Below are 22926 nucleotides of genomic sequence, written 5' to 3'. Positions count from 1 at the left end.
CAGCCTCAGCGCAGGCCGCGGCCGAATACGGACGAGACGCTGCTGACCGCATCGGCGGTGGGGGCAATTCCAGACACCGATGCCAGGCGCTCTTCGTTTCGCGTCCAGGCAACATATTCGGCAATCCCGCGCGGAAGGCTCGGCGCCGCCTTCGCCGCAGGCATTTGAAAGCCGCTGCTGAACCTGGCCAAGCGCGTCCTAAATACCGCGACCAGTTGCTCGAGGCTCGCGGGTGCTGCCACTGTGGCATAGGTCATGGCAGTGCCGGCGAGCCCCGCCTCGCGTGAGAGCGGCACCGGTATCGAGGCGAGATAATCCGGCTGCACGTCGATCAGGCCGCCGAACGGCCACTGTGCGCGCAATTCCGTCGCGTTCATCGGCGCGACGCTGACATCGATATCGTTGGGCGTGCCCGCAACCCTGTAGGGACAGCGGAACCGGCCGCAATTTGCTCGCGCCGAAAACTGCCAGAGCGCATAGCCCTGCCAGTTGCCCATCGGAAAATGCACATCGATGTCTGGCTTATAACGCGCATACCACAGCGGCAACCGGGACAGGAGCGGGTATTTATACTTATTGTCGGCGATATGCCTGGCGGTCGTGCCGTTGGTGTAGAGCACCGGAAAGCGGCCAACCCGACGATGCACATGGCGCACGAATTCCTCGGCATCCTCGAGCGACATCCATTGGGTGGGATCATCGTCCTCGATGTCGAGGGCAAGCAGGTCATCCGGCCCGGGTTTCACGAAATTGATGAAATTATTGGCCTGTCCCACGGGGTTGCCGGGGCGGGCGAGATGATAGGCACCCCATTTCAGGCCCAGCGCCTTGGCCACCACCTTGCGCGTCTGGAACAGTTCCTGTGCCATCGCATGGCGCTTCCAAAGCGTCTTGCACAGACGCATCTCGGTCTCGTCGCCGAAACAGAAATAGGGTGGCGGCATTCCGTCGGATGCCTTGTTGATGAAGCCGACAAGACGCTTGTCGGCAGCTAGCCGGGTCCAGTCAATGGAATTGTATTCGTAGGCGTCGACGACCAGCGCCCGGTCCGCATCCTTCCACGGTTCGGAGAAATCCGAGGCCCTTGCCGGCGTCAGCGCCAGGGTCATCGCGGCCGCGACAAGGAGAAGCGCTGAGCGGACAAGGGGGTGCGCCGGCGTTTTCAAACAGCAGGTCCTTGCTGGCCAAAGCCAAATCCTGAACCGCCATGGTTAAGGAAATGCTTTCGATCGCGGCCCGCGGATGCCACGGCTCGGACAGCTTCTCCGTCGATGGTCTTGATGGTTGTCACTGGCGAGAGGGGATATGAAACGGATTGAGCGCCGGCACTTGCGACAGCGTTCCCTCGGCCTCGCGTTTGCGATGAGGGGTCAGCGAGCATGGTGGTGAGCACAATGTGCCGCGATCCGACCAATAGGCTGCGCCGTTCTCGACCTTACCTTCATGATAGCAAAAACCGGCCGCCCGCCAAAGCAGGCGCATTCGATGCAGCGATGGGCGTCAAGTCTGCGAGCACGAGGCAATCCTATTTCGGTATTCTGCTCTATCTTGGCGAATTTAGCCTGCGTCGTGACAATTGCAAAATCCACGTGACAAAGTTTGACGTTTACGTAAAAAGAAGATGGACAGGGAACTCCGAAAGCAGATGATTTTGCGCCGGCACGGGTCTTAACTTGGCCTGCCGGACTGAGGAGAGCCAGGCTGAGGAGAAGCGAGCGCCATGTATCGGGCACCGGTCGAGGAAATCGCCTTCACCCTGAAGCATGTCGCCGGCTTGAAGGCGGCGCTCGATGCCGGCACCTTTGGCGAACTCGGCGAAGACCTCGTCGACGCCATTCTGGCCGAGGCCGGCCGTTTCGCCAGTGAGGAGGTGGCGCCGCTCTATGAGATCGGCGACCGGCAAGGTGCGGTGCTCAACGGCGCTGCCGTCACCACGCCAACCGGCTGGAAGGAACTTTATCGCCGCTGGATAGATGGCGGCTGGAACGCGCTGTCCGCGCCGGAAGCGTATGGCGGCCAGGCGCTGCCGGCCATGCTCGGCGCCGCCGCGCTCGAAATGTGGAACTCCGCCTCAATGGCGTTCGGCATCGCTCCGACGCTGACCATGGGTGCGGTCGAAGCACTCGACAAGCACGGCTCGCAAGCGCTCAAGGCCAAATATCTGGAAAAGCTGGTCTCTGGCGAATGGATGGGCACTATGAACCTGACCGAGCCGCAGGCCGGCTCGGACCTGAATGCCTTGCGAACCCGTGCCGAGCCGGCCGGCGACGGCACCTACCGCATCTTCGGGCAAAAGATCTTCATTACCTATGGCGAGCACGATTTCACCGACAACATCATCCATCTGGTGCTGGCGCGGCTGCCGGACGTGCCGGCCGGCACGCGTGGCCTTTCGCTGTTCCTGGTGCCGAAATTCCTGGTTGGCGACGATGGCGCGCTGGGCGGGCGCAATGACGTCTTCTGCTCCGCGCTGGAGCACAAATTGGGCATCCACGCTTCGCCGACCTGCACCATGATCTATGGCGATGGCTTCGAAGGCAGCACGCCCGGCGCGATTGGCTGGCTGGTCGGCGAGGAGAACAAAGGCCTCGCCTGCATGTTCACCATGATGAACAATGCGCGTCTTGCCGTCGGCATCCAGGGCGTCGCGGTCTCCGAGGCGGCGACGCAGAAGGCGCTGGCCTACGCCAATGATCGCCGGCAAGGCAAGGCGGCAAGCTATCGCGGTGCCGGCATGGCGCCGATCGTGCATCACCCCGACATCCAGCGCAGTCTTCTGACTATGAAGGCGCTGACCCAGATTGCCCGCGCCATCTGCTATTCCTGCGCCCACGCCATCGATCTCGCGTCCGCGAGCGAGGATGCAAAGCACTGGCAGGAACGCGCCAATCTTTTGACGCCGCTGGCTAAGGCGTTTTCCACCGATGTCGGCGTCGAGGTCGCCTCGCTTGGGCTTCAGGTGCATGGCGGCATGGGGTTCATCGAGGAGACGGGGGCTGCAGCGCTTTATCGCGACGCACGCATTGCGCCCATTTACGAAGGCACCAATGGCATCCAGGCAATCGATCTGGTGACGCGCAAACTGCCGCTCGGCGGCGGCCAGCATGTGCATGGCTACATCGCCGAGCTCAAGGCCGTCGCCGATGCGGTGCGAGCGTCGAACCTTGAAGGCTTCGGCCGCGCCGCCGATCGGCTCGACCAGGCGCTCGACGACCTCTCCCAGGCAACCCGTTTCCTGCAAGACCTGCAGGCCGAAGGCCGTTCGGACGAGGCGCTGGCCGGCGCCACACCTTATCTCAGGCTGATCTCGCTTGCCGCTGGCAGCGCCTATCTGGCGCGCGGTGCGCTTGCCGACCAAAACCGCATCGCGCTTTGCCGGTTCTTCGCCGAGAACCTGCTGGGCGAGGTGGGCGCGCTGAAGGAGCGCGTCATCGGCGGCGCCGACAGCCTTGGCGTTGCCGGCAAGTCGCTGATTTCAGCCTGACGTTCGCAAACGCCCGAAATTCACAAAGGACAATCCGTGACAGACCACATCCTCGTCGAACGCCAGGGCGCCATCCAGATCATCCGCATCAACCGTCCGGACAAGAAGAACGCCCTGACCCGCGCCATGTATGCGACAATGTCGGCGGCTCTTACCGGCGGCGACGCCGATCCGGCGATCCGCGTCCATGTCTTTCTCGGCGTGCCCGGTGCCTTCTCGTCCGGCAACGACCTTGCCGATTTCATGGTCATCGCCTCGGGCGGCGAAGGCGGTACCGAAGTCTGGGATTTCCTGATGGCGTTGGCCAAAGTGGAAAAGCCCATGGTTTCCGGCGTCGACGGGATTGCGGTCGGCATCGGCACCACGCTCAACCTGCATTGCGACCTGACGTTCGCCACGCCGCGCACAATATTCCGGACGCCCTTCGTCGATCTCGGCCTTGTGCCGGAGGCCGGTTCGAGCCTGCTCGCACCGCAGATCCTCGGCCGGCAGGGCGCTTTCGCGCTGCTTGGCCTTGGCGAGGGCTTTTCGGCCGAGCGGGCGAAGGCCGCCGGGCTGATCTACGAGGTGGTCGAGGAAGACGCACTCGAAGCATCGGTATTGGCGGCGGCGGGCCAGATCGCGGCCAAGCCGCCGCAAGCGCTGAGGATCGCGCGAGACCTGATGCGCGGCTCGCGCGAAGACCTTGTCGAGCGCATCGGCCAGGAAAGCCAGCATTTCCGCGAGCGGCTCAAATCCGATGAAGCCCGCGCCGCCTTGACCGCCTTCTTGACCAGGAAAAAGGCCTAGACCTTCTGGCCTTGTCTCGCATCGTGGACCCGCCGGCAGCAACCGGCGGGTTTTCTCGCCATGCTCTCTTTGTCACATCGCCATTTTTTTACATTCGGCCTGGGCCTTTGCCGAAGACGTGTCGATCATGAATGTCTTGCCTTTGGCGTCGGTCATCAACATCATGCAATGCTTGATCGGTTTCGCCATTTTCATCATTTCGGCGCTCATCTTCGCGTCGGGCATCATGGTGCCCATATGCCCATCGGGCATGATCGCCATGACCTCGCCACCCTTCATCACCGTCATTGTCCCCATCGCGTCCTCCGCAAAGGCTTGCGAAGCGAAAAGGCCGGCAAGACCGGCTATCGTGACCAACCTGAGTGAATGCATTGCGTCCTCCTGAATTTGCGCCAGCGGCGCGTTGAGCCCTTCCCTGGTTCGTCCCCGCAAGCTGGAACGTTTCACGCACCCGAGATCGTGAAGTGAGATCGGAAGCGCCAGGTCTCTGGAGCCCGGGAGTTCCGGGTGGTTCGGCGCAGGCGGTATGGCCTGACCTGGGTGCCGAGCGACTTACAAGGCCTAAGCCACCGCTGGGCGGCGTGCATGACGGTGAGGATTTCGACAGTCTCGCCGTCGACGCGATGAGGGATGATATACGGCTTCGACCAAGACGAGTTCCCGTGTCCCCTTGATGCGCCCGACACGCCCCATCGCGGTTGTTCGGCGAGATGTCCCGCCGCCGTTACGATGCGCGCAATGACTCTCGCGGCGGCCTCGGGATTGTCTTTCTCGCCATGCGCGCCGATTTCATCAAGCCGCCGCAGCGCCCGCTCGGTTTAGCGGATTGACTGTGGCTTATGCCTGGCGGGTCGACTTGACGTATTTCCCGACAACAGCCTCTACCTCGCCGGCACTGGCAAAATCGCCGCGCGAGGCTTCAGCCAATCCTGCCTCTATTTCGGCGAGTTGCCATTCCTCACGGGCTACAAAATCCTCGATGGCCTGCGCAGCCACATAGGAGTCACTCCTGCGATTGAAACAGCGCGGCATCGTCCCCTACGGATAAAGCCTCACCTTGTCCCAGCCGCCCTCGGCGTTGCGCGAAAAGACGACACGGTCGTGCAGCCGGAACGGACGGTCGTGCCAGAACTCGATGCTCTGCGGCACGATGCGAAAGCCTGACCAGTGTTTTGGCCGCGGGATCTCGCCGATCGCATGGCGCGCCGTGTATTCGGCGACCGCCTTTTCCAGCGCGAAGCGGCTCTCCAGCGGCCGCGACTGTTTGGAGGCCCAGGCGCCGATGCGGCTGCCGCGCGGACGCGTCGCGTAATAGGCGTCGGCTTCGGCGTCGGTGACGATCTCCACCGGGCCGCGCGCTCGCACCTGCCGGCGCAGCGATTTCCAGTGGAAGCACATCGCCGCTTTCATGCTGCCAAGGATCTCACGGCCCTTGGCGCTCTCGAAATTCGTGTAGAAGACAAATCCGCCCTCATCGAACCCCTTGAGCAGCACCATACGCACATTCGGCATGCCTTCGGCATCAACGGTCGCCAGCGCCACGCTGTTGGGGTCGTTGATCTCGCTCTTCGTCGCGTCGTCGAGCCACGCCGCAAAGAGCCGGAACGGCTCCGCCGCCTCGGTAAAGTCACCGCTTGTTAACCCGGTTTCGCTCATAGTTTTCCCAAATTTGTCGCCGGCTGGGGAGATTGCCGATTGTCGCGTATCGCGCAAGCTTTTGACAGTGGGCAATGGAGCGTTATCGCTTCGGCCAGCGCCAAAGCCATGATCGTGATAATCGTCCTGCCGCTTACCGCCTGTGGCGGCGGCGGCTTCAGCCTGGAGCAGGCGGAGGTCGACCGCTCGGTGCTGACCTCGAGCACGCCGGCCTCAGTCACGCCGCTCGATCAGGACCGCGCCTCCGATCAGGCCACGATCCGCAACGCCGTGTCCTCCGCCGACGTCGAGCAACTGGCTGGGCAGGCCGTTCCCTGGGCGAATGCCGACACCGGCTCGCGCGGCTCCATCACCGAGCTCGCGGAATTCAGGGCTAACGGTGAGACATGCCGTCGCTTCACCGCGTCGCGCGAGAGCTTCGACGGCGTCGCGCTGTTCAAAGGCGAAGTATGCCTGGCCGGCGGCAGCGCCTGGCGAATGCAGGACTTCAAGGCGCTCTGATTTTCCGCCGGCGATATAGTGGTAAGCCACTGGAATTTCTTCCTATGCAAGCGCATATAGGAGGCGATCATGGAACCACTCCTTCTCCAGGGCAGTAAGCATGCGCGACCCCTATGAGGTGCTGGGCGTTGCCAAGAACGCATCGGCCAAGGACATAAAATCGGCGTACCGGAAGCTCGCCAAGAAGTATCATCCGGACCAGAATCCGGATCCCAAGGCAAAGGAGCGTTTTGCCGCCGCCAACCAGGCTTACGAGATCGTCGGCGACGAGAAGAACCGCGCGGCTTTCGATCGCGGTGAGATCGACGCCGAAGGCAAACCGCGGTTCCAGGGTTTCGAGAGTGCGGCCGGCGGCGCCGATCCTTTCGCCGGTTTCCGCCGGCAGCAAGGGCCGGGCGGCGCGCATTTCGAATTCCGCACGGGCCGTCCCGGCGGTGACCCGTTCGACGGCAACAGCGACATCTTCAGCCAGATCTTCGGCGATGCTTTCAGCCAGCAGCGCGGTGCCGGCATGGGCGCCGGCCGCCGGATGCCGACCGCAGCCGACCTCAACGTGACGCTGGACGTCACCATCGAGGAGGCCGCAACCGCCGAGAAAGTGACGGCGATGTTCCCCGACGGCCGCAAGATGGCGGTCAAGTTGCCGGCCTATGTCGAGGACGGCCAGACCATCCGCCTGAAAGGCCAGGGTGAGCAAGGACCGGGCCAGCCGGGCGATGCGCTGGTTAAAATCCGTTTCCGCCGGCACCCGCGCTACCGCGTCGAGGGGCGCGACCTGCATGTCGACCTGCCGGTGGAACTGGCCGATGCGGTGCACGGCGCCAAGGTGGCGGTCGAAACCCCGACCAGCAGGATTGCGGTCAACGTCCCCCCTTGGTCGAGCTCGGACAAGGTTCTGCGGCTGAAGGGCAGGGGCCTGCCGGAAAAGGCCGGCGGTCACGGCGACCTCTACGCGCACGTGCGGCTGATGCTGCCGGAAGGCGGCGACGCCGAGCTCGAGGCGCTGATGCGCCGGCGAAAGGGCTGACGATCGAAAAGGCCGGCGCTTGATGCCGTGTGGAAAAGCGGACTTGCGGACGCTTCTGCTATACACCGAACGTCTTGATTGGGCCAGGAGCGTTGTCGCCGAACTACTGCTCAGACGTCGCGTTTGGAGCCGCGAGCGGAAGGGCAGCTTATGGAGCTTCATAGATGAGAGCGACGTTCAAGCCACGAAGCGCCGTGAGCGTAGATCGGAGCGCTCGCGACTGCAGAACGGGAATCCCAATTTCCGTCGCAAATCTCTGGAGCTTTGTCGGCTCCTGCAACAGGGGTAGGTTAGCTTATCTCGTAAGGAATAAAGCCACCGGTTTGGTGTTTCCACAGACGGGCAAACAGGGCCATCCTGTCCCACCAGTTCGTCCGGCCCGCCTTCTTCCACGATGCGTCCCTGATCGAGCACAACTATCCGCTCCATCCTGGCAATCGTGGAGAGGCGACCTGCGATGGCGATCACCGGGGTCGAGTTTGTCCGTGTGGGTTCTGTGCCCGAAAGGTAAGGCCGTAGTCACTGCCTTTACAACGAGCCGAACTGGTTGCACTGTACTGCTTCGCACCGAATTTGAGCACGGCCTTCTGCAGGAGGGATCAATGGCAGGCGTGGAATCGATATATTTCACCGTGACGGTTAGTGATAAATTTTTGAGAATAACAGACAAACTACCATTTCCCGAGCCGCCGCCGACGGAGTTTTTCCTGAAAGTCCGTGATGCCAAACGTGAGGTGGCCGTTACGACCCAAGGCAATAACGTCGGCAGTGTCGATGTCTATGTGAGCAAGAACGAGAAAGATTGGCTTGTACACGAAGAGAATATGGAGGTCGAGGCTGACAGCACATACAATATTGATGACAAAGCTTTCCCGCCACCGCCACCCTCGAAGTCGAAGCAAGAAGCCGCCAAGGAAGATACCAAGAACTAACTTTGGCTCCCCCCTCCGCGGCTTAGCCGGCCGCCGCGATGTGCCAGCATGAAGCTGTTCCCGTAAGTGTTTGGGCTGCGGTTGCCGGGAAGGTTTGCATTCAAGATGATTTCTTCGGCGAAGTCAGTACTTGTGGCAAGTTCCATGATCGGGGTTTTCTTTGTAACTCCCCACATGACGTATCCCAGGTCATCAAATCCGCATCCTGTCGCGGCGGTTTCTCGTGACGTTGGATGAAAAATGAGTAGTTTTGGTTTGTCATTGCGGTAGCATTGACCTTCAAAGGCATATCCATAGACGACAGCAATCACCTCCTTGGTTGGAATTATAGGCTCGAGGTCATCGCGTTTCTTGACAATGGACATGCGAAGTAAGTTTTCATTCAACGGCAAAGTCGCTGTTCTGTGACTAACTTTGCCCACATTATCGAAATTCAACCTGACGCCATAGAGCGTAATCTGATCCGGCGAATAGTTTTGCGCGCTGGGTGGCGCAGGAATATCGGACGACATAATGCTTCTCCCTCCAGTATTGTTTGGCGATCGACCTGGCCCACCGCCCGGGCCAGACGGTTTAAGTGGGTTGCCTGTCGGCGTTGGTGACTTTGGCATCCCTTTCTCCTTCAAAAAATCTCGCGCCAGGCGAAGTTGTCGACAAGGCTGTCAGCGAAGCGGCGCGCACGCCCGCTTTCGCAGGCAACAACCATCGCCTCGGCTGCTTCGCGATAGTCCAGTGCATGCGGATCAAGCTCTTCCCACGACCGCACCAGGATCTCGCCCACTAGGTCGCGGGCTTCTTCCAATGCCGATTTCAATGCGAAGAGGCGGCCGTCATTGGCGGCGAGTGAAACCGAAAGCAGGTCTTCGACCTCTTCTTCGGAAAGCTCACTCCTGAGATCACGAAAGTCACGCGGATCCAGATCGGACAGCCCGCGTTCGAACAGCAGCACCTGGTAGATCTCGATAAGGATGTCGAAGAGTGCGCCCGCGAAGGGCTTGGAAAGGTCATGCACTTCCGTGCTGACGTCGCTCATCCGCAGCGAGTGGCTGAACCGTCGGACCTGCTTTTCGTCGGAGAGCTCGCCGAAGCGGTCCAGTTCGTTGTTGATCAGGAGGTTGCCGCGCGTGCGCCGCAAAAGCAAATCCAGCGCAGTATCGAAGTGCAGGAGCGAGATCAGCGCGATGAAATCGGCCACTGCCTCGTGGTAGGCGAAGTATTCATGCGGCGGATCGAAACGGGGAACTCCCATGACGCCGAAAATCACCAGATGCCCGATCTCGTGTGCAACAGCATCGAAGTTGAGCGCGAAGGGCTGCGTGGTTCCGCGGGCCTCATCGATCCCCATCTCCAGAAAGCCGTAACCCGACTGGGCGTTGTCCCAGTTCAGCCGCGGCACAATCTCGAGACGCGGATAGGTCGGTTCGAAGAACCAGGGAATCTCGCGCCCCACATAGCTCTCGCAGATGTCGAGCACCCGCCGCACGCAAGCGTAGGCATGCGCCGCCTCGAACTCCGGTGTGCCCAGCGGAATGTTGTCGAAGTGCCCGTCTGGGCCGGCTACCGCAGGCGGCCTGAGGGCACCGGCGTAAGGAGGCAGGTAAGGAAACTGGTATGGCTGCTTTTCAAGCAACGGGTCGATCACATACATCCGTCGGTCGGCTGGCCCGGGGCCGATCGCGTCAGGCGGCGTGGAGACCCAAATCATCTCGGGCCGTTCGTAACCCTGAATGAAAGGAGGTTGGGGAAAAACAAGAAAGCGTGTTCCAAGGCGCGAAGCCGCGGATCCAATACCCGACTGCCATCTTGCACTGGCGCCCATGCAGGCAGTCCCACCCCTCTCCTGAAAGGACAGTCTGAAGTATTCCTGTTAGATCAAAATCCATCCCGTTCCGCAAGAACAGACCCAATGTCGTCGTCCCACAGCCCGGCCGCGCCGAGGTCATAGGCCCAAGCTTCGGTCAGGGTGAAAGGCGGGGTCATCGGCGCATGCGCCAGAAGTTCAGGGCAGCATGCAAGTTTCGCCAGCAAGCCGGTTGCGTCTTCGCGTTTGCGGTCGATCGCCGATCGGGGGAGCCAGTCAGCAAGCCGATCCAGGGCCGTTGCGGATTTGCTGGGCAGAGAAGATCGCGCCTCCGCGAGCAGCCTCGGATAGCTGCGATCGACGAAGTGCGTGTCCCGCGCCAGCACTTCCAGAGATCGCCTTTCCACGGCGTTGATGATGCCTGCTCGCAATGCCCGCTTTAGCGTAAGGCGTATGTTGATAAGCGCTTCGCTCAGGGCCGCCGCGCCGAGTTCAGTAGGACACATCGCTACCGCGACTTCATCGTCGTCGGCGAGCGGCGTCAACGCGTACCATCGGTAGATGAAGCCATGGCCCTGCATGCCGAACGCCGCCAGTTCAGCGGCGCGGAGCGCGCCCATGCTTGCCGCCCCGAACACCGGAATTCCGTTTCCCAACGCCCACAGGATTTCCTTGTGACGAACTGCCGGTACCTTCCCGAACGAACCGTCGATGAGGATTATCGCTTTCGGTTGATAGGCTCTCATTGCGCGGACGATCGAACCCTGTTCGGCGGGCGGTAGATAAACGGCGTCGAGGATGGCTGCCGCTTGGGCACGCGGCAGTGTCGGTCCGAGGAAAATGACCGGCTTGTCCGCCATCCCTATCCTCTGATGAGGTCTTTGAGCGGAGGGGCGACGAGACGGACAATCTCGATATCGGGATCCGTGCTGCTATGGAGCGGCACGACAAGGGCCGCCTGCGCTCCGGCGCGCCTTAGCGATTTGAGAACGGCGTCGAGCTTGCTGGCGCCTGAGGTCGGTCCGACGCTATCGGCGGGAAGCGTGGTGGCGTTCCCTGGCACCCGGAACGAGCGTCGACGCGTGTCCAGGTCCACTCGGTCGTACCACTCGGGATAAGCGGCACGTGTAATATCTTCACGGGCACCGGCGAGCGCGGTTACCCGGGCCTGTGCCGCCTCCATCAGTGCCTTGGCCAAGGCGCCATCATGGGTAAAGTCGCACGCAAACCCCTCGCCCGGCAGCGGCGCAATCTCCTGATGCGCTTCCGATTCCATTACGGCGCAGCGAAAGACCGGCAAATCATGATCGCCTGGGACGAGCCATATTCCGGCAACGAGATCCGCGGCTGCGAGGCTTGCCAGAATTCGCGACGAACGCGGACCGCCAATACGGGCGGGGTCGATACGAATTTCCGGAAAGGAACGTGGATACCGCTTGGCTCCTGCGATGCTCGCGCGCTCGATGATTTCTAGCGCTGCATGGGTGATCGCGGAAACTAGCGTTTGCCCGGCGGCGAGTCCGCGCGTGGATCGGGGAAACGCCACGGGATGCGGGGACGGAAGCGTGTAGATGGTATCGACCAGGGGGAGAGGAACTGGCAGCACCCGGCCGGTGAAAATATCATAACCGTCGGTCCACTGGAGTTGCAGTTGATCCCAGCCGGCGTCGAAGTCATGGACTCGGCAGCCGGCATAGAGGGCCCGAATCTCTTCTCCCAGAACGCGCGCGCTTGCGATCCTGATGCGCTCATGCGAGACCTGCTCCGCTGCCCATCCTTCGAGCGCTTCCATCAGTGCCCCGGCCGCTGCCTCTATGAGGGTTTCACCCTTGCCCTGGGAGACAGCGTTGGAGAGCGACAATGGCCGCACGGCTTGAGCAACCGCCACGCCGGCGCGATCAAGGCGGGTCAACGATCCGATCCGCGTTATGCCAAAACGTCTCCGGACGGAGAAAAGCCCGCGGGCGAGCTTCTCGGTGGCTGCGGAGTCTGTGCACTGGGCATCGCCAAGGGCGGAGAGTTCGCGGTCGAGCCTAAGACCGATCTCATTCGCAGGAATGGCAAGCGCCTGCGCAAAGCCGGTGTCGGACTTCACAGCCGGAGCCGATCGAGGTCCAGCCGCACGCGTGACGCCAGGGGTGCGGCCCGCTGTTCGGTGCTGACTTCGAGCGCTCGACGAAGGTCGGCCATCACCGCCTCCTGCGATTCGCCAAGGGTATGACGGAGCACACCGCGCTGCCGTAGCAACTCAGCAAGCCAGAACACTTGCCCACTGCTGGTCGAAGCCGCGATGATGCTATCCAGTATCGACAAGGCCTCGTCGTTGCGTCCAGCGCGTTCTAACAACTCCGAACGCATGCCCTCAAAAACGGGGGCACCCTCGTAGGTCGCGATCTCGCGCCAGCGTGTCAGCTCGGTTTCGAATGCCACTACGCCAGCTGCCGCGTCCCCGCTCATACCCTGCGCCCAGGCACGGAACAGCGCCGCCTTGGCGAGTACACCCGGCGTTGCCCGCCCGAGTTCTCCGATCCTTTCGGAGACCGCAATCACACCGGGATGGTCGTTTCGATATCGTTTCAGCTCGATCTCGAACTCCAGTGCATGCAACATGCTGTTCGGATGATTGATGTGCTCGGCCCATCGTTTGGCAGCGATTATACTTTCGGAAGCCCCATTGTCGTCGCCTACGAACCACAGGGAGAACGCACGTTCGCCCAGGCCGCAGACCTTGGCGTCATGACCTCCGTAACGGCCGCGGTTGAAACATGCGCGATCCTCGTCGTAAAGAACGAGACCCTGCTCGACGCATTTTAGGCAGTGCGAATGCAGCCCGGCATCAATGTTGGTCGCCCATGCGCAATGCAGCGACTGAAGCCGGACCTCAGGATCTGCAGAGCCTTCAAGGTCCTGCACGAGGATGTCGGATCTTGCGCGCTGTGTCTGGTAGTCGGGCGCAGTGAACCACCAACCCCAGTAAAGCGGGAACCATTCTGCACGATCCCGATCCTTAACCGTGGCGCACAGCGATACGCCGCGCTCATAGATCGCACGCGCTTGCTTGCTGCCTCTACCGAAAAGCGCTGCAACGACCGGCCCGCGAACTGTGAGGAGGCGAAGCAGCTGCTCATTCGACTCGGCATTCCTGCCGGCCTGAGCGAGTTGTTTCTCAGCGAAATCCAGCAGGTTTTCTGCCTCCTGCATTGCTGACCGAACATCGCAAGCCTCTGCCGCCTGAATAGCGTGGCGCGCCGCCTGCACAGGCTGTCCGGCCTGCCCGAAATGCCATGCCATCGTCTCGTCGGAGAGCGGCGGAACAACACCTGATTGAATGAGATTTACAACGCTTGTGTGGATTTCCTGCCGCTCGGATTTCAGGAGGCTTTCGTAGGCCGCTTCCTGGATCAGCACGTGGCGGAAGCGAATTTCCATACCGCCAGACTTCCGACGGACAATCCCGGCTTGGACAAGACCTTCGATTGCTTCGTCCAGAGGTATGGCAAGAGGCCCAAGTTCAAGCACACAAGCCAGCAGTTTCCGTCGGAACTGTCGCCCTAGGACGCTTGCGATTTGGGCGACACGTCTCAATGGCCCCAAGCTGGCGAGGCGGGCTGCGAGAAGATCCCGGAGATCCAGAATGCTATCCGCACGAAGCAACGCCTCCAATCCGGCCCGATCTGGCAAGCCAGCCTTCGCTCGTTCACGGATCCAAAGCGCCAGCTGTTCGGCAAACAGGGGCACGCCATCGCTCTTCTCGTAGATAAAGGCGACCAGTTCATCTGGTGGCGAATAATCCTCCCAGATCGTGCTGAGCAGCTCCGCGGTAGCTTGAGCAGTCAGGCCAGACAAGGCGACGGCAAGCACGTTTGGATCGCCGAAACCGTCCGGCGCGATAGCCTCGCGCGACGTTACTGCGGCAAGAATCGGCCGTGTTTCGATCCACCGGCTCAGCTTGGCGACAAGTGCTTTGGTGAGCGTGTCTGCCCAGTGAACGTCCTCGATTATCAGGAGGAGCGGTCCAAGAACGGACGGCGACGTCAGAAGTGACAGCATGGCCTCGACAACACGCACCCTGATCTCCTCGTTCGAGAGATCGACCTGCCAGGCTTGGCCAGCGCCCCCCTCCGTCTCGCCCGCGACAAGGAATGTGATGATCTCGGCGTTCAACGCGCCAAGTTCCGAGCCATGTGACCGCAGGTAGCGCGTGACCGCATCCCGATCCGGGTCGGCGTTGCCGGTCGCGTCTGCGATTGCCTTTCTGAGAGGTTCTAGAAACGGGTGCAGCGGTTCCGAATTGCCGCGCGGCTGACATTGAAACACCAGGGTCCGCACACCCTTAGCGGCAAGATCACGGCGGAACTCGGCGATCAGCCGGGATTTTCCGATCCCGGGGTCGCCATGGAGAAGAATGAACTGGCCATTGCCGTTTGCGGCTCTAACCCAACGCCGGCCACACAATTCAAGCTCGTCTTCGCGACCGATTAGCGGCGCGGAAACGCGCCGATACGCTGTGAAGCGGTCGAACTGCTGCCGGCGAGTTAATGGCCGCCACAAAAGTACCGGTTCGCCAAATCCTTTCAGGTGCCTTGGACCGATCTCCTCGAATTCGAACGCGCCCATGGTAAGCCGATAGGTGGCTTCTGCGACAGCAACACTGTTCGGCGCTGCTTCGGACTGGATGCGCGCAGCCAGTGCCGGCGCGACGCCAATAATCTCGGTGGCGCCCGGAAGGTTCGTTTTCGAAGCGTCAGCGATGACGACCACACCTGTGGTGATGCCGACCCTTACCTTGAGGCTGGATTCGGACTGTCTCGCCAGTTTCTCGCACCACTCGACAATTTCGATTGCCGACGCGACCGCACATTCGGCGGCATCTTCCCTGGACTCGGGAAAGCCGAAATAGGCGCAGCCGCCGTCGCCATGAACCCGCTCGAGGTAGCCATTGTAGTCGCTGATCAATGCAGCCGCTCCATTGTGGAGCGAACGTTGCATAGCGCCGAATTCTTCGGGGTCCAGCTGATTTAGCAGAGTGGTCGAACCAACAATGTCATAGTACAGCGCGGTCACATGCCTGCGCTCCCCTGCAAGCGACCCGGTCTGAACTCGTTCCCTGGTGGTCATCGGACGTCCTGCAACACGCTGAGAGAGCCACGCGGCTTTCTCGGATGTTATCGAAGCTCCATCGTGAGCACTAAGGCTTAGAATAGTCCCATTGGCAACGGCATAATGGGTTCCTAGCCCACCCGTCTGCTATCCGTTCGCAATCCAGTCGTGATCATCAACGCGGGCTTTCAGTTCGCTGCAACGACAGGAATGGGGTGCCTCTAGCCTAACAGGAGTGTCGGCTGGAGGAGCGCGCGTGCGGTCCACGTTTGGCGCAATCACGTCTCCAGCGCGCTCACTGGCAACGTCCGCTTCCGGGATAGGGCCGCGTCTCCGGAATGTCTTAGATTAGGCGCAAACCGGTCGTCCACAGCTCAAATCATGAAGTCGGCTTGGGGTCATGAGCGTGACTTCGGCCGCTGGCCAACGAAACTTCCGCCAAAGGGTCATCTTCCGCCGTGCCACACGGACACCAAGTGTCGTATTTTTTCACTGGCCCACGACCGCAAGGTCAAAGCGCTACAGCGTCCTTTGCACGTCCAAAGGACGCGCGGCACTGCTGAGCAACCGCTTTGTCCCCCGAACTGTCCGCTTTGAACGCTTGAAGGGGCACTGTGGCTGTGCGATAGGCACTCCACAAAGTAGAGAACCTTGCGGAGAGCGCTGACATGGCGGGTGGACGGGGCCTTATGGCCGGCAAGCGCGGCCTTATCCTTGGCATCGCCAACAATCGCTCGATCGCTTACGGCATCGCCAAGGCCTGTGTCGACCATGGCGCCGAGATCGCGCTGACCTATCAGGGCGAGGCGTTCAAGAAACGCGTCGAGCCGCTTGCCGCGGAACTGGGCGCGCATGTCGCCGGCCATTGCGACGTGACCGACCCGGCCAGCCTTGATGCGGTGTTCGCCGATATCGACAGCCATTGGGGCAAGCTCGATTTCCTCGTCCACGCCATCGCCTTTTCCGACAAGGACGAGCTGACCGGCCGCTATGTCGAGACGACGCGCGACAATTTCCTGCGCACCATGGATATTTCGGTCTATTCCTTCACCACCATCGCCAAACGTGCCGAGGCGCTGATGACCGACGGCGGCTCGCTGCTGACGCTGACCTATTACGGCGCGGAAAAGGTGATGCCGCACTACAACGTCATGGGTGTCGCCAAGGCGGCACTCGAAGCCAGCGTGCGCTATCTGGCCGTCGATCTCGGCGCCAAGAAGATCCGTGTCAACGCGATCTCCGCCGGCCCGATCAAGACGCTTGCCGCATCCGGCATCGGCGATTTCCGCTACATCCTGAAGTGGAACGAATACAATTCCCCGTTGAAGCAGACGGTGACGCAGGAGGAGGTTGGCGATTCCGGCGTCTATTTCCTGTCCGACCTTTCGCGCGGTGTCACCGGCGAGATCCATCATGTCGATTCCGGCTATCATGTCGTCGGCATGAAGGCGGTCGACGCGCCGGATATTTCTACCGTCAAGGACTGACGCCGCCGCCTGACCTCTTCCGGAAGACCTGATGTACCCGCTCGTCTATATCGTGCGCCACGGCCAGACGGCGTGGAACGCCGAGGCCCGGCTGCAGGGGCAGGCCGATACCGACCTCAACGAGCTTGGCCGCGAGCAGGCTAGCCGCAACGGGCGTAGGCTGGCCGAACTCATCGACAAGCCCGAAGATTTCGACTTTGTCGCCAGCCCGATGCGGCGCACGCGCGAGACGATGGAGCGCCTGCGCGCGGCGATGAAGCTCGATCCGCACGCCTATCGTACCGAGCCGCTACTCGTAGAATTGAGCTTTGGCGACTGGCAGGGTTTCACCTTTGCCGAACTCGAGGCGAACGATCCCGGTTCGACCAGGCACCGCCGCCTCGATAAATGGAATTTCCAGCCGCCCGGCGAGGGCGCCGAAAGCTATCAGATGCTGCTCGAACGGGTGAAGCCGTGGTTCGACGCGCTCGATCGCCAGACGGTCTGCGTGACCCATGGTGGCGTCATGCGCGCGCTGTTCCGCTTCGTGCTGGGGATGTCCGAACAAGATGCGGTCAGCATGGAAGTGCCGCAGGACCGCCTGCTCAGGCTGGACGGCTGGCGCCTGGAGTGGCTTTAGTCGTGAGCTTTCGAGAGATTGAAGCAGAATGCGATCTCGCGCTGAATCGGCGACAGAGGCGCGTAGGCGAAGTTGATCACGCCGGGATCGTCGCTGGCCTGAGAACCGGGACAAACCGTTCTCGACCGGCCCTGACATATTGCCCAACAGGTCCGGTCTCACGCGCAAGGCGCGCGAAGAGCAACTGGATGAGGGCACGCAGCTCAGGCGAAGGTGTGCTACCGCATGATGCGCGAAGTGTCCGCTCGTAGCAGGAGTAATCCTCGATCGCGCCAGCAACATCGTCTTGGGCGATGTCGCCCTGAATGAGCGCCTTGTAGATTCTCACAGAGTCGGGGTAAAAATCGAGCGCCCGCAAATAGATAGTCCGGGCTTTCCCAGGATCGTTGCGAGCCTCGCAGTGCTTGCCGATGCGGATCGCGAGTTCGATCACGTCGCGGCGCACGCGTTCAGCGGCCGGCAAGCACCAGGCGGCAATACGCTCGTGCAGAAAGAGAGGCCCCGGGAACAGGAGGAAGAGCCGCTCCAGCTCCGGTTCAGTCACGGCATTCGAGGCCAGAGCCCGTTTGAGGCGCGCCTCCCAATCGGCCAAATCCACCCAAACCCTGTCTGCGGCGAGGCGCAGCTTGCCCTCCCTCTGAATCACCAGGTCCGTCTGGCCGAGCAATTTGCGCAGACGGTGGAGCGCCTGATCGCAGGCAGCCTTCGCCTGGTCGCCGTCAAGGTCGGGCCAGAGCCAGTCCTGCAGGCCTTCGAGCGGGCAGACTTGGCCCTGGGAGATGGCCAAGGCACGAAGAATGTCGAGGGCCCGCGTCGGTGGCTTGGCGCCAAGGTCCAGTGCCGAACCGTCACGTTCAAGCCGGAACCCGCCGAGAACATACACCTTGATCGGCCAAGACAAGCTTGCCGGACGCCGCAGGGACGCAGCCAGCTGGTGGTTGCGGGTCATGGACCGGCAAAACTCGAACTGAGCATTCATCTGCTATCTCCCCACTGGCGTGCCGGATTCGCGAGCGTTCCAATCCGGACGCTGCACGATCGTCTGGGTCGGCGAGACATGCCGGATCCTCGGGTGTTGCGGCGGTTCCGGTAGCCAAAAGTGACGGTTGGCCACAACACGATGATGTTTACGAGTTCATCCACGGCATCGCTCCTCACCAAGGGATCGGGAGAACATCGGGTTCGCCTCCAGATCGGGATATGCACCGATTTGAACCGGGTCGTCGTAAGTTGCTCGTGAGCAGCACGTGATTGGCAGTCGACGCGCGGCAGACGGCTGCGAGCGGGGGAATCACGCTGCCTTCACGCGTGGCGCAGACAAAGGTGGTCTCGACCCTGGGATAACGGACGATGAACGATCCGAGATTTTTTCTCTTTGATTTGCCAAGGTCGGGACGACCTGCACCATTCAGAATTCCGGAGGAATATTATCCCGGCGTACGGGATCACTGGTATAATGCGACGTCCCGTCGAGCGGTCGATCCGATCGAAGGAATCAGGGCGCTGGTCATCCACGCGGCGGCAGGGCTAAGTTCGGCGGGCGCCATGTCCGTCATGAAAGCGCACAGGGCCAGTTGGCATTGGCTGATTCCTGGCACGGACGAAGAGCCGCATGGCAAGTTCGCATGGGCCTGTGTGCCGGAGGCAAGCGCCGCCCTCCACGTGCGAGACCATCGGTCGTATCCTGCGGTGAACGCTGGCCAGGCCAAAGTCGATGACTGGAGCCTCGCAATCCAGATAGTCAATTCGCGGAGCCGCGATGTCGTGGAGCCATTCTCGGACTGGCAGGTGGAGATTGCCGCTGAAATCGTGCGCTACTGTTGGGCGAAGTACCCAAATTTGAAACACATCGCATCGCATGCCTTGCTGGACCCTGATCGATGCAGCGATCCAGGTGCCCACTTTCCGTGGAAACGGTTCCGCGATCTCGTGCTCGACGGTGCCGGCGACACCTACCCAGCTCTGCGTACCCCCGCTGGGGTGCCGATGGAATTGCTGCCCGCCCTGCACGATGTCGCCACCTGCTGCGCGGGCTGGGATTTGCTGCCTGTGGACGACTAATCGGGCCGCACCGCCCACCGATCGCCCGTGTTGCGCATTAGACCTGCACGCGCGAAGATGCCACATCGTCTGTCGAGGCAAGCAGCCGGTTATCCGGCGCCCGGTTGGCCGATATGGTTGGCAAGCCTGCAACGGGCATTCTGCTGGGGCGCTCAGCGATGGAGGGCACGTGGCCACGGTTGCTTCGGGTTCGCTTGAAACTCCACACGAGCTCGATCCGATATCACGAGAAAATCGGATAGCGATCGCGCGGTTGGCGACGAAGCTTCGTCTTATTACTCGACTGCCTCATCCGGACGCACCTGGTGCCGCGATATATGTGGCGCAAGCGCATCCCCATGAACACGGCGAGGAGTTCCGCGACTTTCAGCCTGTCGGAGTCGCGGGCTGCGATTGGCGTTCCGAGCGGGCATTCGAAGCCTGCATCGGCGAAGCAGCCGAATATCTTTCCCAGCTCGAGTACCCGGAGGACCGAAATCCTGGGGCCGAAACGGCCGGTCGGCGCATTGATGCCTTCGATCACTATCTTGCCGGCGTCACCGAAACCGGAGGCGAGCGCCTGTGGCTAGCCGGGCATCAGGTCGGCTCATCGGAACCGGTGGCTTTGCCGGGCGAACTTTGCGTCCGCCGCGCAAGCGGCAATGGTGTTTTGCCGTACAGGCTCGGTAACGGCGTCGCGGCGGGAAGAACCCTTATAGAGGCGGCAAACCGTGCAATATGGGAACTAGTCGAGCGCGATGCCGTCGCGAGATGGTGGCACGGCGACCAGGTGGCGCATGCGATTGGCGAAGATGTATTGCGGGATAGCGGACTCCCGGACCTGCTCTCCCGATACCGGTCGGGAAAGACGACCCGGACGTGTGGCTGGGTCGATATCCGCGCAGCTGTTGACATTCCGGTCATCGCTGCCTTTTCGTTTTCTCGTGACGGGAGCGATTTCGCTTGCGGTTTCGCAGCACGGCCAAACATGGCCGATGCTGTCCACGCCGCAACGAAAGAGATGGTGCAGATGGAAATCGGACATCATCTGGTACGAGCCAAGCAACAGGTGCACGGTTTCGAGAAGCTCAATCAGGATGACCTCGCCTATATTGCGCGAAGCCAGCGGGTCACCCCCGATCATCCAAAGCTTAAAGCTGCTCCCGTCGGCTCGAAGAGTTCGTCCTTAGAAGGCAGCGACGAATTACTCCTCCTCGACTATACGCGCCAGGCACTCCTCCGTGCTGACTGTACGGCCTTTATCGTGGACCTGACGCGCGATCGCATTGGCATTCCGGTCGCCCGCGCTCTTGCCACAGGCCTGCAGCAGATTCCCCCAGGCGACGTGTTGCAATTCGACTCCGTGGGTAGGTGCATCAACTTCAACATTCCGGTACTGTAAGGCGTTTGCTGTAATCAGAGTCCCATGGACCAATATAGCCGGGCAGCATCGCGGAGCAGTGAAACGCCAAGCTTCCGTATTGAGACGCTTGGCATCTTCCGTATGTCTCATGGCGCCGTGAATTGCACCTTCAAGAGCCGTAAGGCACAGGCGCTCTTTGCCTACCTCGCATTTTGCAAGAACATGATTGAAAGCCGGGAGCGCCTCGCCGGCCTTTTGTGGGGCGAAAACAGTGAGGAAGCCGCGCGCACCTCCCTGCGTCAGCTAATCAGTGGGATAAAGAAGGACACGAAGCAGTTTCCAATACAGATATTCGACTGCGATCGGAACAATGTTTGGTTGCAGCCGATCCATGTATCAAGCGACGCGGCGACCCACATCGCCGATCTCGAACAGAATATCGTGCCCGAAGTGATGATCACGCAGAAGCGGCTGTTCGGGGGCTTTCTCGTCAATTTGAGGGACATTGATCCCAGCTTCGATATGTGGCTCTCGGTCCAGCGCGAATATCTCCACGACAGGGCCGTTAAGCTCCTCCAGGACCAGGCCCGGCGCGAGCAGAACGATGCCAAGCGGGAGAGGTTCGCCACCGCCATCCACAATCTGGACCCGACGCATGAGGAAGCCTGCCGTATCCTCATGCAGTGCCGTGCCTCACGTGGCGACACGGCGGGAGCGCTTCGCATCTACAACGACCTGTGGGAATTGCTCGGCACCGACTATGACATGGAGCCGTCACCGCAAACCCAGGCGCTGGTTGCGGAGATAAAGACGGCGGAACCTCTTCCCGCGCCTCCCAGCCACGTCCCGCAACTCGCCCCCGCTGTTCCGGCAGCAGCGCAGCTGTTCGACGGTGTAGGAATCGCCGCTCAGGCGCGCGCTGAACCCCCACTGATCCTGGTTCATCCATTCTTGCACGAGGCGGTTCATGCCATCCGTATCAATGGCTTCCGCCACGAATTGATCGCAGCCATGACACGGTTCCGGGACTGGTCGGTGAGGGAGCATTCGGCCTCCGACGATGCTCTCCCGCCAAGCGGCCGCAAGGTCTATGACTTGCTTGCCACTGCAACCGGCGAGGACGGTGAATTGCACATCGCCGTGCTGCTGCGTCGCAGGTCTGACGGCCACTACATGTGGAGCGAGAACTCGGAGATCGAGATCGGCAACTGGCATCGCGCCAGACTGCAGATCGTCCGGCACCTGGCCGCAGCGCTCGATGTTCAGATCTCGGCAGAGCGTTTGAGCACGACGGCGGGCCTCGCCGATATGGATCTCGACATCTACGACCGCTGGCTACGTGGTAATGAGCTTCTTTCGCGGTGGCGTCCGGCCGACGAGAGCCGGTCCGAGGGGATATTCCGGTCGATCATACGGAATGCTCCCGATTTCGCGCCCGCTCATGCCAGTCTGGCGCAGATCCTCAACAGCAGACATCTCATCTTCCCCGGCCTCATGCGGGATAGAAAGCGGGAACAGGAGGCCCTCAAACTTGCAAACATGGCTTCCAAGCTCGCGCCGATGGATAGCCGGACCAAGCTCACTCTGGCCTGGTCCTATCTTATGAACGAAAAGTACGAGCAAGCGATCTATTGCTATGGGCTGACGCTCAAAATGAACGACAACGATCCTTGGACGCTGATCTCATGTGCGCAGGGCCTTGCCTATTGCGGCGAGAAGGCGCTCGCAGACCAGATCGCACAAAGGGCGCTGCGGGTAGGATATGGCGCCGAACCCGTTCATTGGGCCTACCACGCCTGTATTCGCTTTCTCTTCGGCAACAGCGAGGGCGCGGTGGAAGCAGCCGATCTTGCCGAGGATGCGACCTTCTTTGTCGGCGGCTTGAAAGCGGCGGCGCTGGCCGAGCTTGGCTTGAAAGAGGCGGCTCTTGAAGAGGCGGCAGCGTTCTTCCGCCGTACCGCGGACAACTGGCATGGCGACGGTCCTGCTTCGCCGAAAGCCACGCTCGAATGGTTCTGGCAATGCCTCCCGATCCGCCTGATGGCGGACCGGGAGAGGCTACATTCAGGAATTCTGGCGACCGGGTTGCTCGACCTGGCTGGTTAGCGTTCCACCCACCGTTTTTCG

Annotated in this window: 20 protein-coding genes and 1 pseudogene; 10 read left to right on the top strand and 11 right to left on the bottom strand. The window is 61.2% G+C overall.

The genetic code is table 11. The annotated features are described in order from the left end of the window. Positions 1-5: 5 nt before the first annotated feature. On the bottom strand, positions 6-1166 hold the full coding sequence (locus NKI22_RS18615; RefSeq protein ID WP_502897703.1) for a glycoside hydrolase family 25 protein: 1161 nt from the start codon (positions 1164-1166) through the stop codon (positions 6-8). A 554-nt stretch (positions 1167-1720) separates the two neighbouring features. Here NKI22_RS18615 and NKI22_RS18605 point away from each other — a divergent pair. Together NKI22_RS18605 and NKI22_RS18600 are read left to right on the top strand one after the other, a co-directional pair. Then, positions 1721-3484 (top strand): acyl-CoA dehydrogenase family protein, encoded by a 1764-nt coding sequence (locus tag NKI22_RS18605; RefSeq protein WP_352958671.1) that lies wholly within the window; start codon positions 1721-1723, stop codon positions 3482-3484. A 36-nt stretch (positions 3485-3520) separates the two neighbouring features. Next, complete coding sequence (locus tag NKI22_RS18600) at positions 3521-4273, top strand: crotonase/enoyl-CoA hydratase family protein (protein ID WP_352483724.1); 753 nt, start codon at positions 3521-3523, stop codon at positions 4271-4273. A gap of 72 nt (positions 4274-4345) precedes the next feature. Here the strand turns inward: NKI22_RS18600 and NKI22_RS18595 are convergent, their stop codons facing one another. From NKI22_RS18595 to pdxH, 4 genes and pseudogenes are all read right to left on the bottom strand, one after another. Then, positions 4346-4645, bottom strand: coding sequence for a hypothetical protein (locus NKI22_RS18595; protein ID WP_023716881.1), 300 nt, complete (start codon positions 4643-4645; stop codon positions 4346-4348). Positions 4646-4716: 71 nt separating this feature from the next. Further along, positions 4717-5061 (bottom strand): type II toxin-antitoxin system RelE/ParE family toxin, encoded by a 345-nt coding sequence (locus NKI22_RS18590; protein WP_352958682.1) that lies wholly within the window; start codon positions 5059-5061, stop codon positions 4717-4719. A 49-nt stretch (positions 5062-5110) separates the two neighbouring features. Continuing rightward, positions 5111-5284, bottom strand: a pseudogene (locus tag NKI22_RS18585) (CopG family ribbon-helix-helix protein); the annotation flags it as partial. 27 nt (positions 5285-5311) lie between these two features. After that, entirely contained in the window at positions 5312-5929 is a 618-nt protein-coding gene (pdxH, locus tag NKI22_RS18580; protein WP_023716884.1) for a pyridoxamine 5'-phosphate oxidase, read from the bottom strand. A 39-nt stretch (positions 5930-5968) separates the two neighbouring features. On the opposite strand from pdxH, the gene NKI22_RS18575 reads away from it, so the two are divergent. The 3 genes from NKI22_RS18575 to NKI22_RS18565 all read left to right on the top strand — a co-directional run bounded on the left by NKI22_RS18575 (position 5969) and on the right by NKI22_RS18565 (position 8389). Then, the gene (locus tag NKI22_RS18575; protein ID WP_023716885.1) at positions 5969-6430 is read left to right on the top strand and encodes an RT0821/Lpp0805 family surface protein; all 462 of its coding nucleotides are present in this window, start codon (positions 5969-5971) and stop codon (positions 6428-6430) included. A gap of 100 nt (positions 6431-6530) precedes the next feature. Further along, on the top strand, positions 6531-7457 hold the full coding sequence (locus tag NKI22_RS18570; RefSeq protein ID WP_352958669.1) for a DnaJ C-terminal domain-containing protein: 927 nt from the start codon (positions 6531-6533) through the stop codon (positions 7455-7457). Between the two features lie 602 nt (positions 7458-8059). Further along, positions 8060-8389 carry a hypothetical protein gene (locus tag NKI22_RS18565; protein WP_023716887.1) on the top strand — a complete coding sequence of 110 codons (330 nt, stop codon included), beginning with the start codon at positions 8060-8062 and terminating at the stop codon, positions 8387-8389. Here the strand turns inward: NKI22_RS18565 and NKI22_RS18560 are convergent. From NKI22_RS18560 to NKI22_RS18540, 5 genes are all read right to left on the bottom strand, one after another. Beyond that, the gene (locus NKI22_RS18560) at positions 8386-8901 is read right to left on the bottom strand and encodes a hypothetical protein (protein WP_051409559.1); all 516 of its coding nucleotides are present in this window, start codon (positions 8899-8901) and stop codon (positions 8386-8388) included. The two genes, NKI22_RS18565 and NKI22_RS18560, sit on opposite strands and share 4 nt — an antisense overlap. A gap of 110 nt (positions 8902-9011) precedes the next feature. Continuing rightward, the gene (locus NKI22_RS18555; protein ID WP_023716889.1) at positions 9012-10208 is read right to left on the bottom strand and encodes a gluzincin family metallopeptidase; all 1197 of its coding nucleotides are present in this window, start codon (positions 10206-10208) and stop codon (positions 9012-9014) included. 53 nt (positions 10209-10261) lie between these two features. Then, a complete protein-coding gene (locus NKI22_RS18550) occupies positions 10262-11050 on the bottom strand; it encodes a TfuA-like protein (RefSeq protein ID WP_023716890.1) in 789 nt (262 codons plus the stop codon). Positions 11051-11052: 2 nt separating this feature from the next. After that, entirely contained in the window at positions 11053-12285 is a 1233-nt protein-coding gene (locus NKI22_RS18545; RefSeq protein ID WP_023716891.1) for a YcaO-like family protein, read from the bottom strand. Then, complete coding sequence (locus tag NKI22_RS18540) at positions 12282-15308, bottom strand: ATP-binding protein (protein ID WP_352958667.1); 3027 nt, start codon at positions 15306-15308, stop codon at positions 12282-12284. Before NKI22_RS18540 ends, NKI22_RS18545 begins: the two co-directional genes overlap by 4 nt. A 650-nt stretch (positions 15309-15958) precedes the next feature. Between NKI22_RS18540 and fabI the strand changes: the two genes are divergently transcribed. Together fabI and NKI22_RS18530 are read left to right on the top strand one after the other, a co-directional pair. Beyond that, on the top strand, positions 15959-16777 hold the full coding sequence (fabI, locus tag NKI22_RS18535; protein ID WP_023716893.1) for an enoyl-ACP reductase FabI: 819 nt from the start codon (positions 15959-15961) through the stop codon (positions 16775-16777). A gap of 31 nt (positions 16778-16808) precedes the next feature. Next, a complete protein-coding gene (locus tag NKI22_RS18530; RefSeq protein ID WP_023716894.1) occupies positions 16809-17396 on the top strand; it encodes a histidine phosphatase family protein in 588 nt (195 codons plus the stop codon). A gap of 76 nt (positions 17397-17472) precedes the next feature. Here the strand turns inward: NKI22_RS18530 and NKI22_RS18525 are convergent, their stop codons facing one another. After that, positions 17473-18375 (bottom strand): AfsR/SARP family transcriptional regulator, encoded by a 903-nt coding sequence (locus NKI22_RS18525; protein ID WP_023716895.1) that lies wholly within the window; start codon positions 18373-18375, stop codon positions 17473-17475. Between the two features lie 371 nt (positions 18376-18746). On the opposite strand from NKI22_RS18525, the gene NKI22_RS18520 reads away from it, so the two are divergent. From NKI22_RS18520 to NKI22_RS18510, 3 genes are all read left to right on the top strand, one after another. Then, positions 18747-19457 carry an N-acetylmuramoyl-L-alanine amidase gene (locus NKI22_RS18520; RefSeq protein WP_023716896.1) on the top strand — a complete coding sequence of 237 codons (711 nt, stop codon included), beginning with the start codon at positions 18747-18749 and terminating at the stop codon, positions 19455-19457. Positions 19458-19626: 169 nt separating this feature from the next. Then, positions 19627-20838, top strand: a complete 1212-nt coding sequence (locus NKI22_RS18515; RefSeq protein ID WP_198030448.1) for a YcaO-like family protein — start codon at positions 19627-19629, stop codon at positions 20836-20838. Positions 20839-20862: 24 nt separating this feature from the next. Next, positions 20863-22905, top strand: a complete 2043-nt coding sequence (locus tag NKI22_RS18510) for an AfsR/SARP family transcriptional regulator (protein WP_352914265.1) — start codon at positions 20863-20865, stop codon at positions 22903-22905. Positions 22906-22926 lie beyond the last annotated feature (21 nt).

The organism is Mesorhizobium sp. M0778 (genome assembly GCF_040320105.1).
Lineage (GTDB): Bacteria > Pseudomonadota > Alphaproteobacteria > Rhizobiales > Rhizobiaceae > Mesorhizobium.
This window is presented reverse-complemented; position numbering and strand designations above follow the sequence as displayed.

Bases quoted from the DNA above. Each gene is read 5' to 3' on its own strand.
- NKI22_RS18605 (WP_352958671.1), top strand. From the start codon at position 1,721: ATGTATCGGGCACCGGTCGAGGAAATCGCCTTCACCCTGAAGCATGTC.
- NKI22_RS18595 (WP_023716881.1), bottom strand. From the start codon at position 4,645: ATGCATTCACTCAGGTTGGTCACGATAGCCGGTCTTGCCGGCCTTTTC.
- pdxH (WP_023716884.1), bottom strand. From the start codon at position 5,929: ATGAGCGAAACCGGGTTAACAAGCGGTGACTTTACCGAGGCGGCGGAG.
- NKI22_RS18570 (WP_352958669.1), top strand. From the start codon at position 6,531: ATGCGCGACCCCTATGAGGTGCTGGGCGTTGCCAAGAACGCATCGGCC.
- NKI22_RS18565 (WP_023716887.1), top strand. From the start codon at position 8,060: ATGGCAGGCGTGGAATCGATATATTTCACCGTGACGGTTAGTGATAAA.
- NKI22_RS18560 (WP_051409559.1), bottom strand. From the start codon at position 8,901: ATGTCGTCCGATATTCCTGCGCCACCCAGCGCGCAAAACTATTCGCCG.
- NKI22_RS18555 (WP_023716889.1), bottom strand. From the start codon at position 10,208: ATGGGCGCCAGTGCAAGATGGCAGTCGGGTATTGGATCCGCGGCTTCG.
- NKI22_RS18550 (WP_023716890.1), bottom strand. From the start codon at position 11,050: ATGGCGGACAAGCCGGTCATTTTCCTCGGACCGACACTGCCGCGTGCC.
- NKI22_RS18540 (WP_352958667.1), bottom strand. From the start codon at position 15,308: ATGACCACCAGGGAACGAGTTCAGACCGGGTCGCTTGCAGGGGAGCGC.
- fabI (WP_023716893.1), top strand. From the start codon at position 15,959: ATGGCGGGTGGACGGGGCCTTATGGCCGGCAAGCGCGGCCTTATCCTT.
- NKI22_RS18530 (WP_023716894.1), top strand. From the start codon at position 16,809: ATGTACCCGCTCGTCTATATCGTGCGCCACGGCCAGACGGCGTGGAAC.
- NKI22_RS18525 (WP_023716895.1), bottom strand. From the start codon at position 18,375: ATGAATGCTCAGTTCGAGTTTTGCCGGTCCATGACCCGCAACCACCAG.
- NKI22_RS18520 (WP_023716896.1), top strand. From the start codon at position 18,747: ATGAACGATCCGAGATTTTTTCTCTTTGATTTGCCAAGGTCGGGACGA.
- NKI22_RS18510 (WP_352914265.1), top strand. From the start codon at position 20,863: ATGGACCAATATAGCCGGGCAGCATCGCGGAGCAGTGAAACGCCAAGC.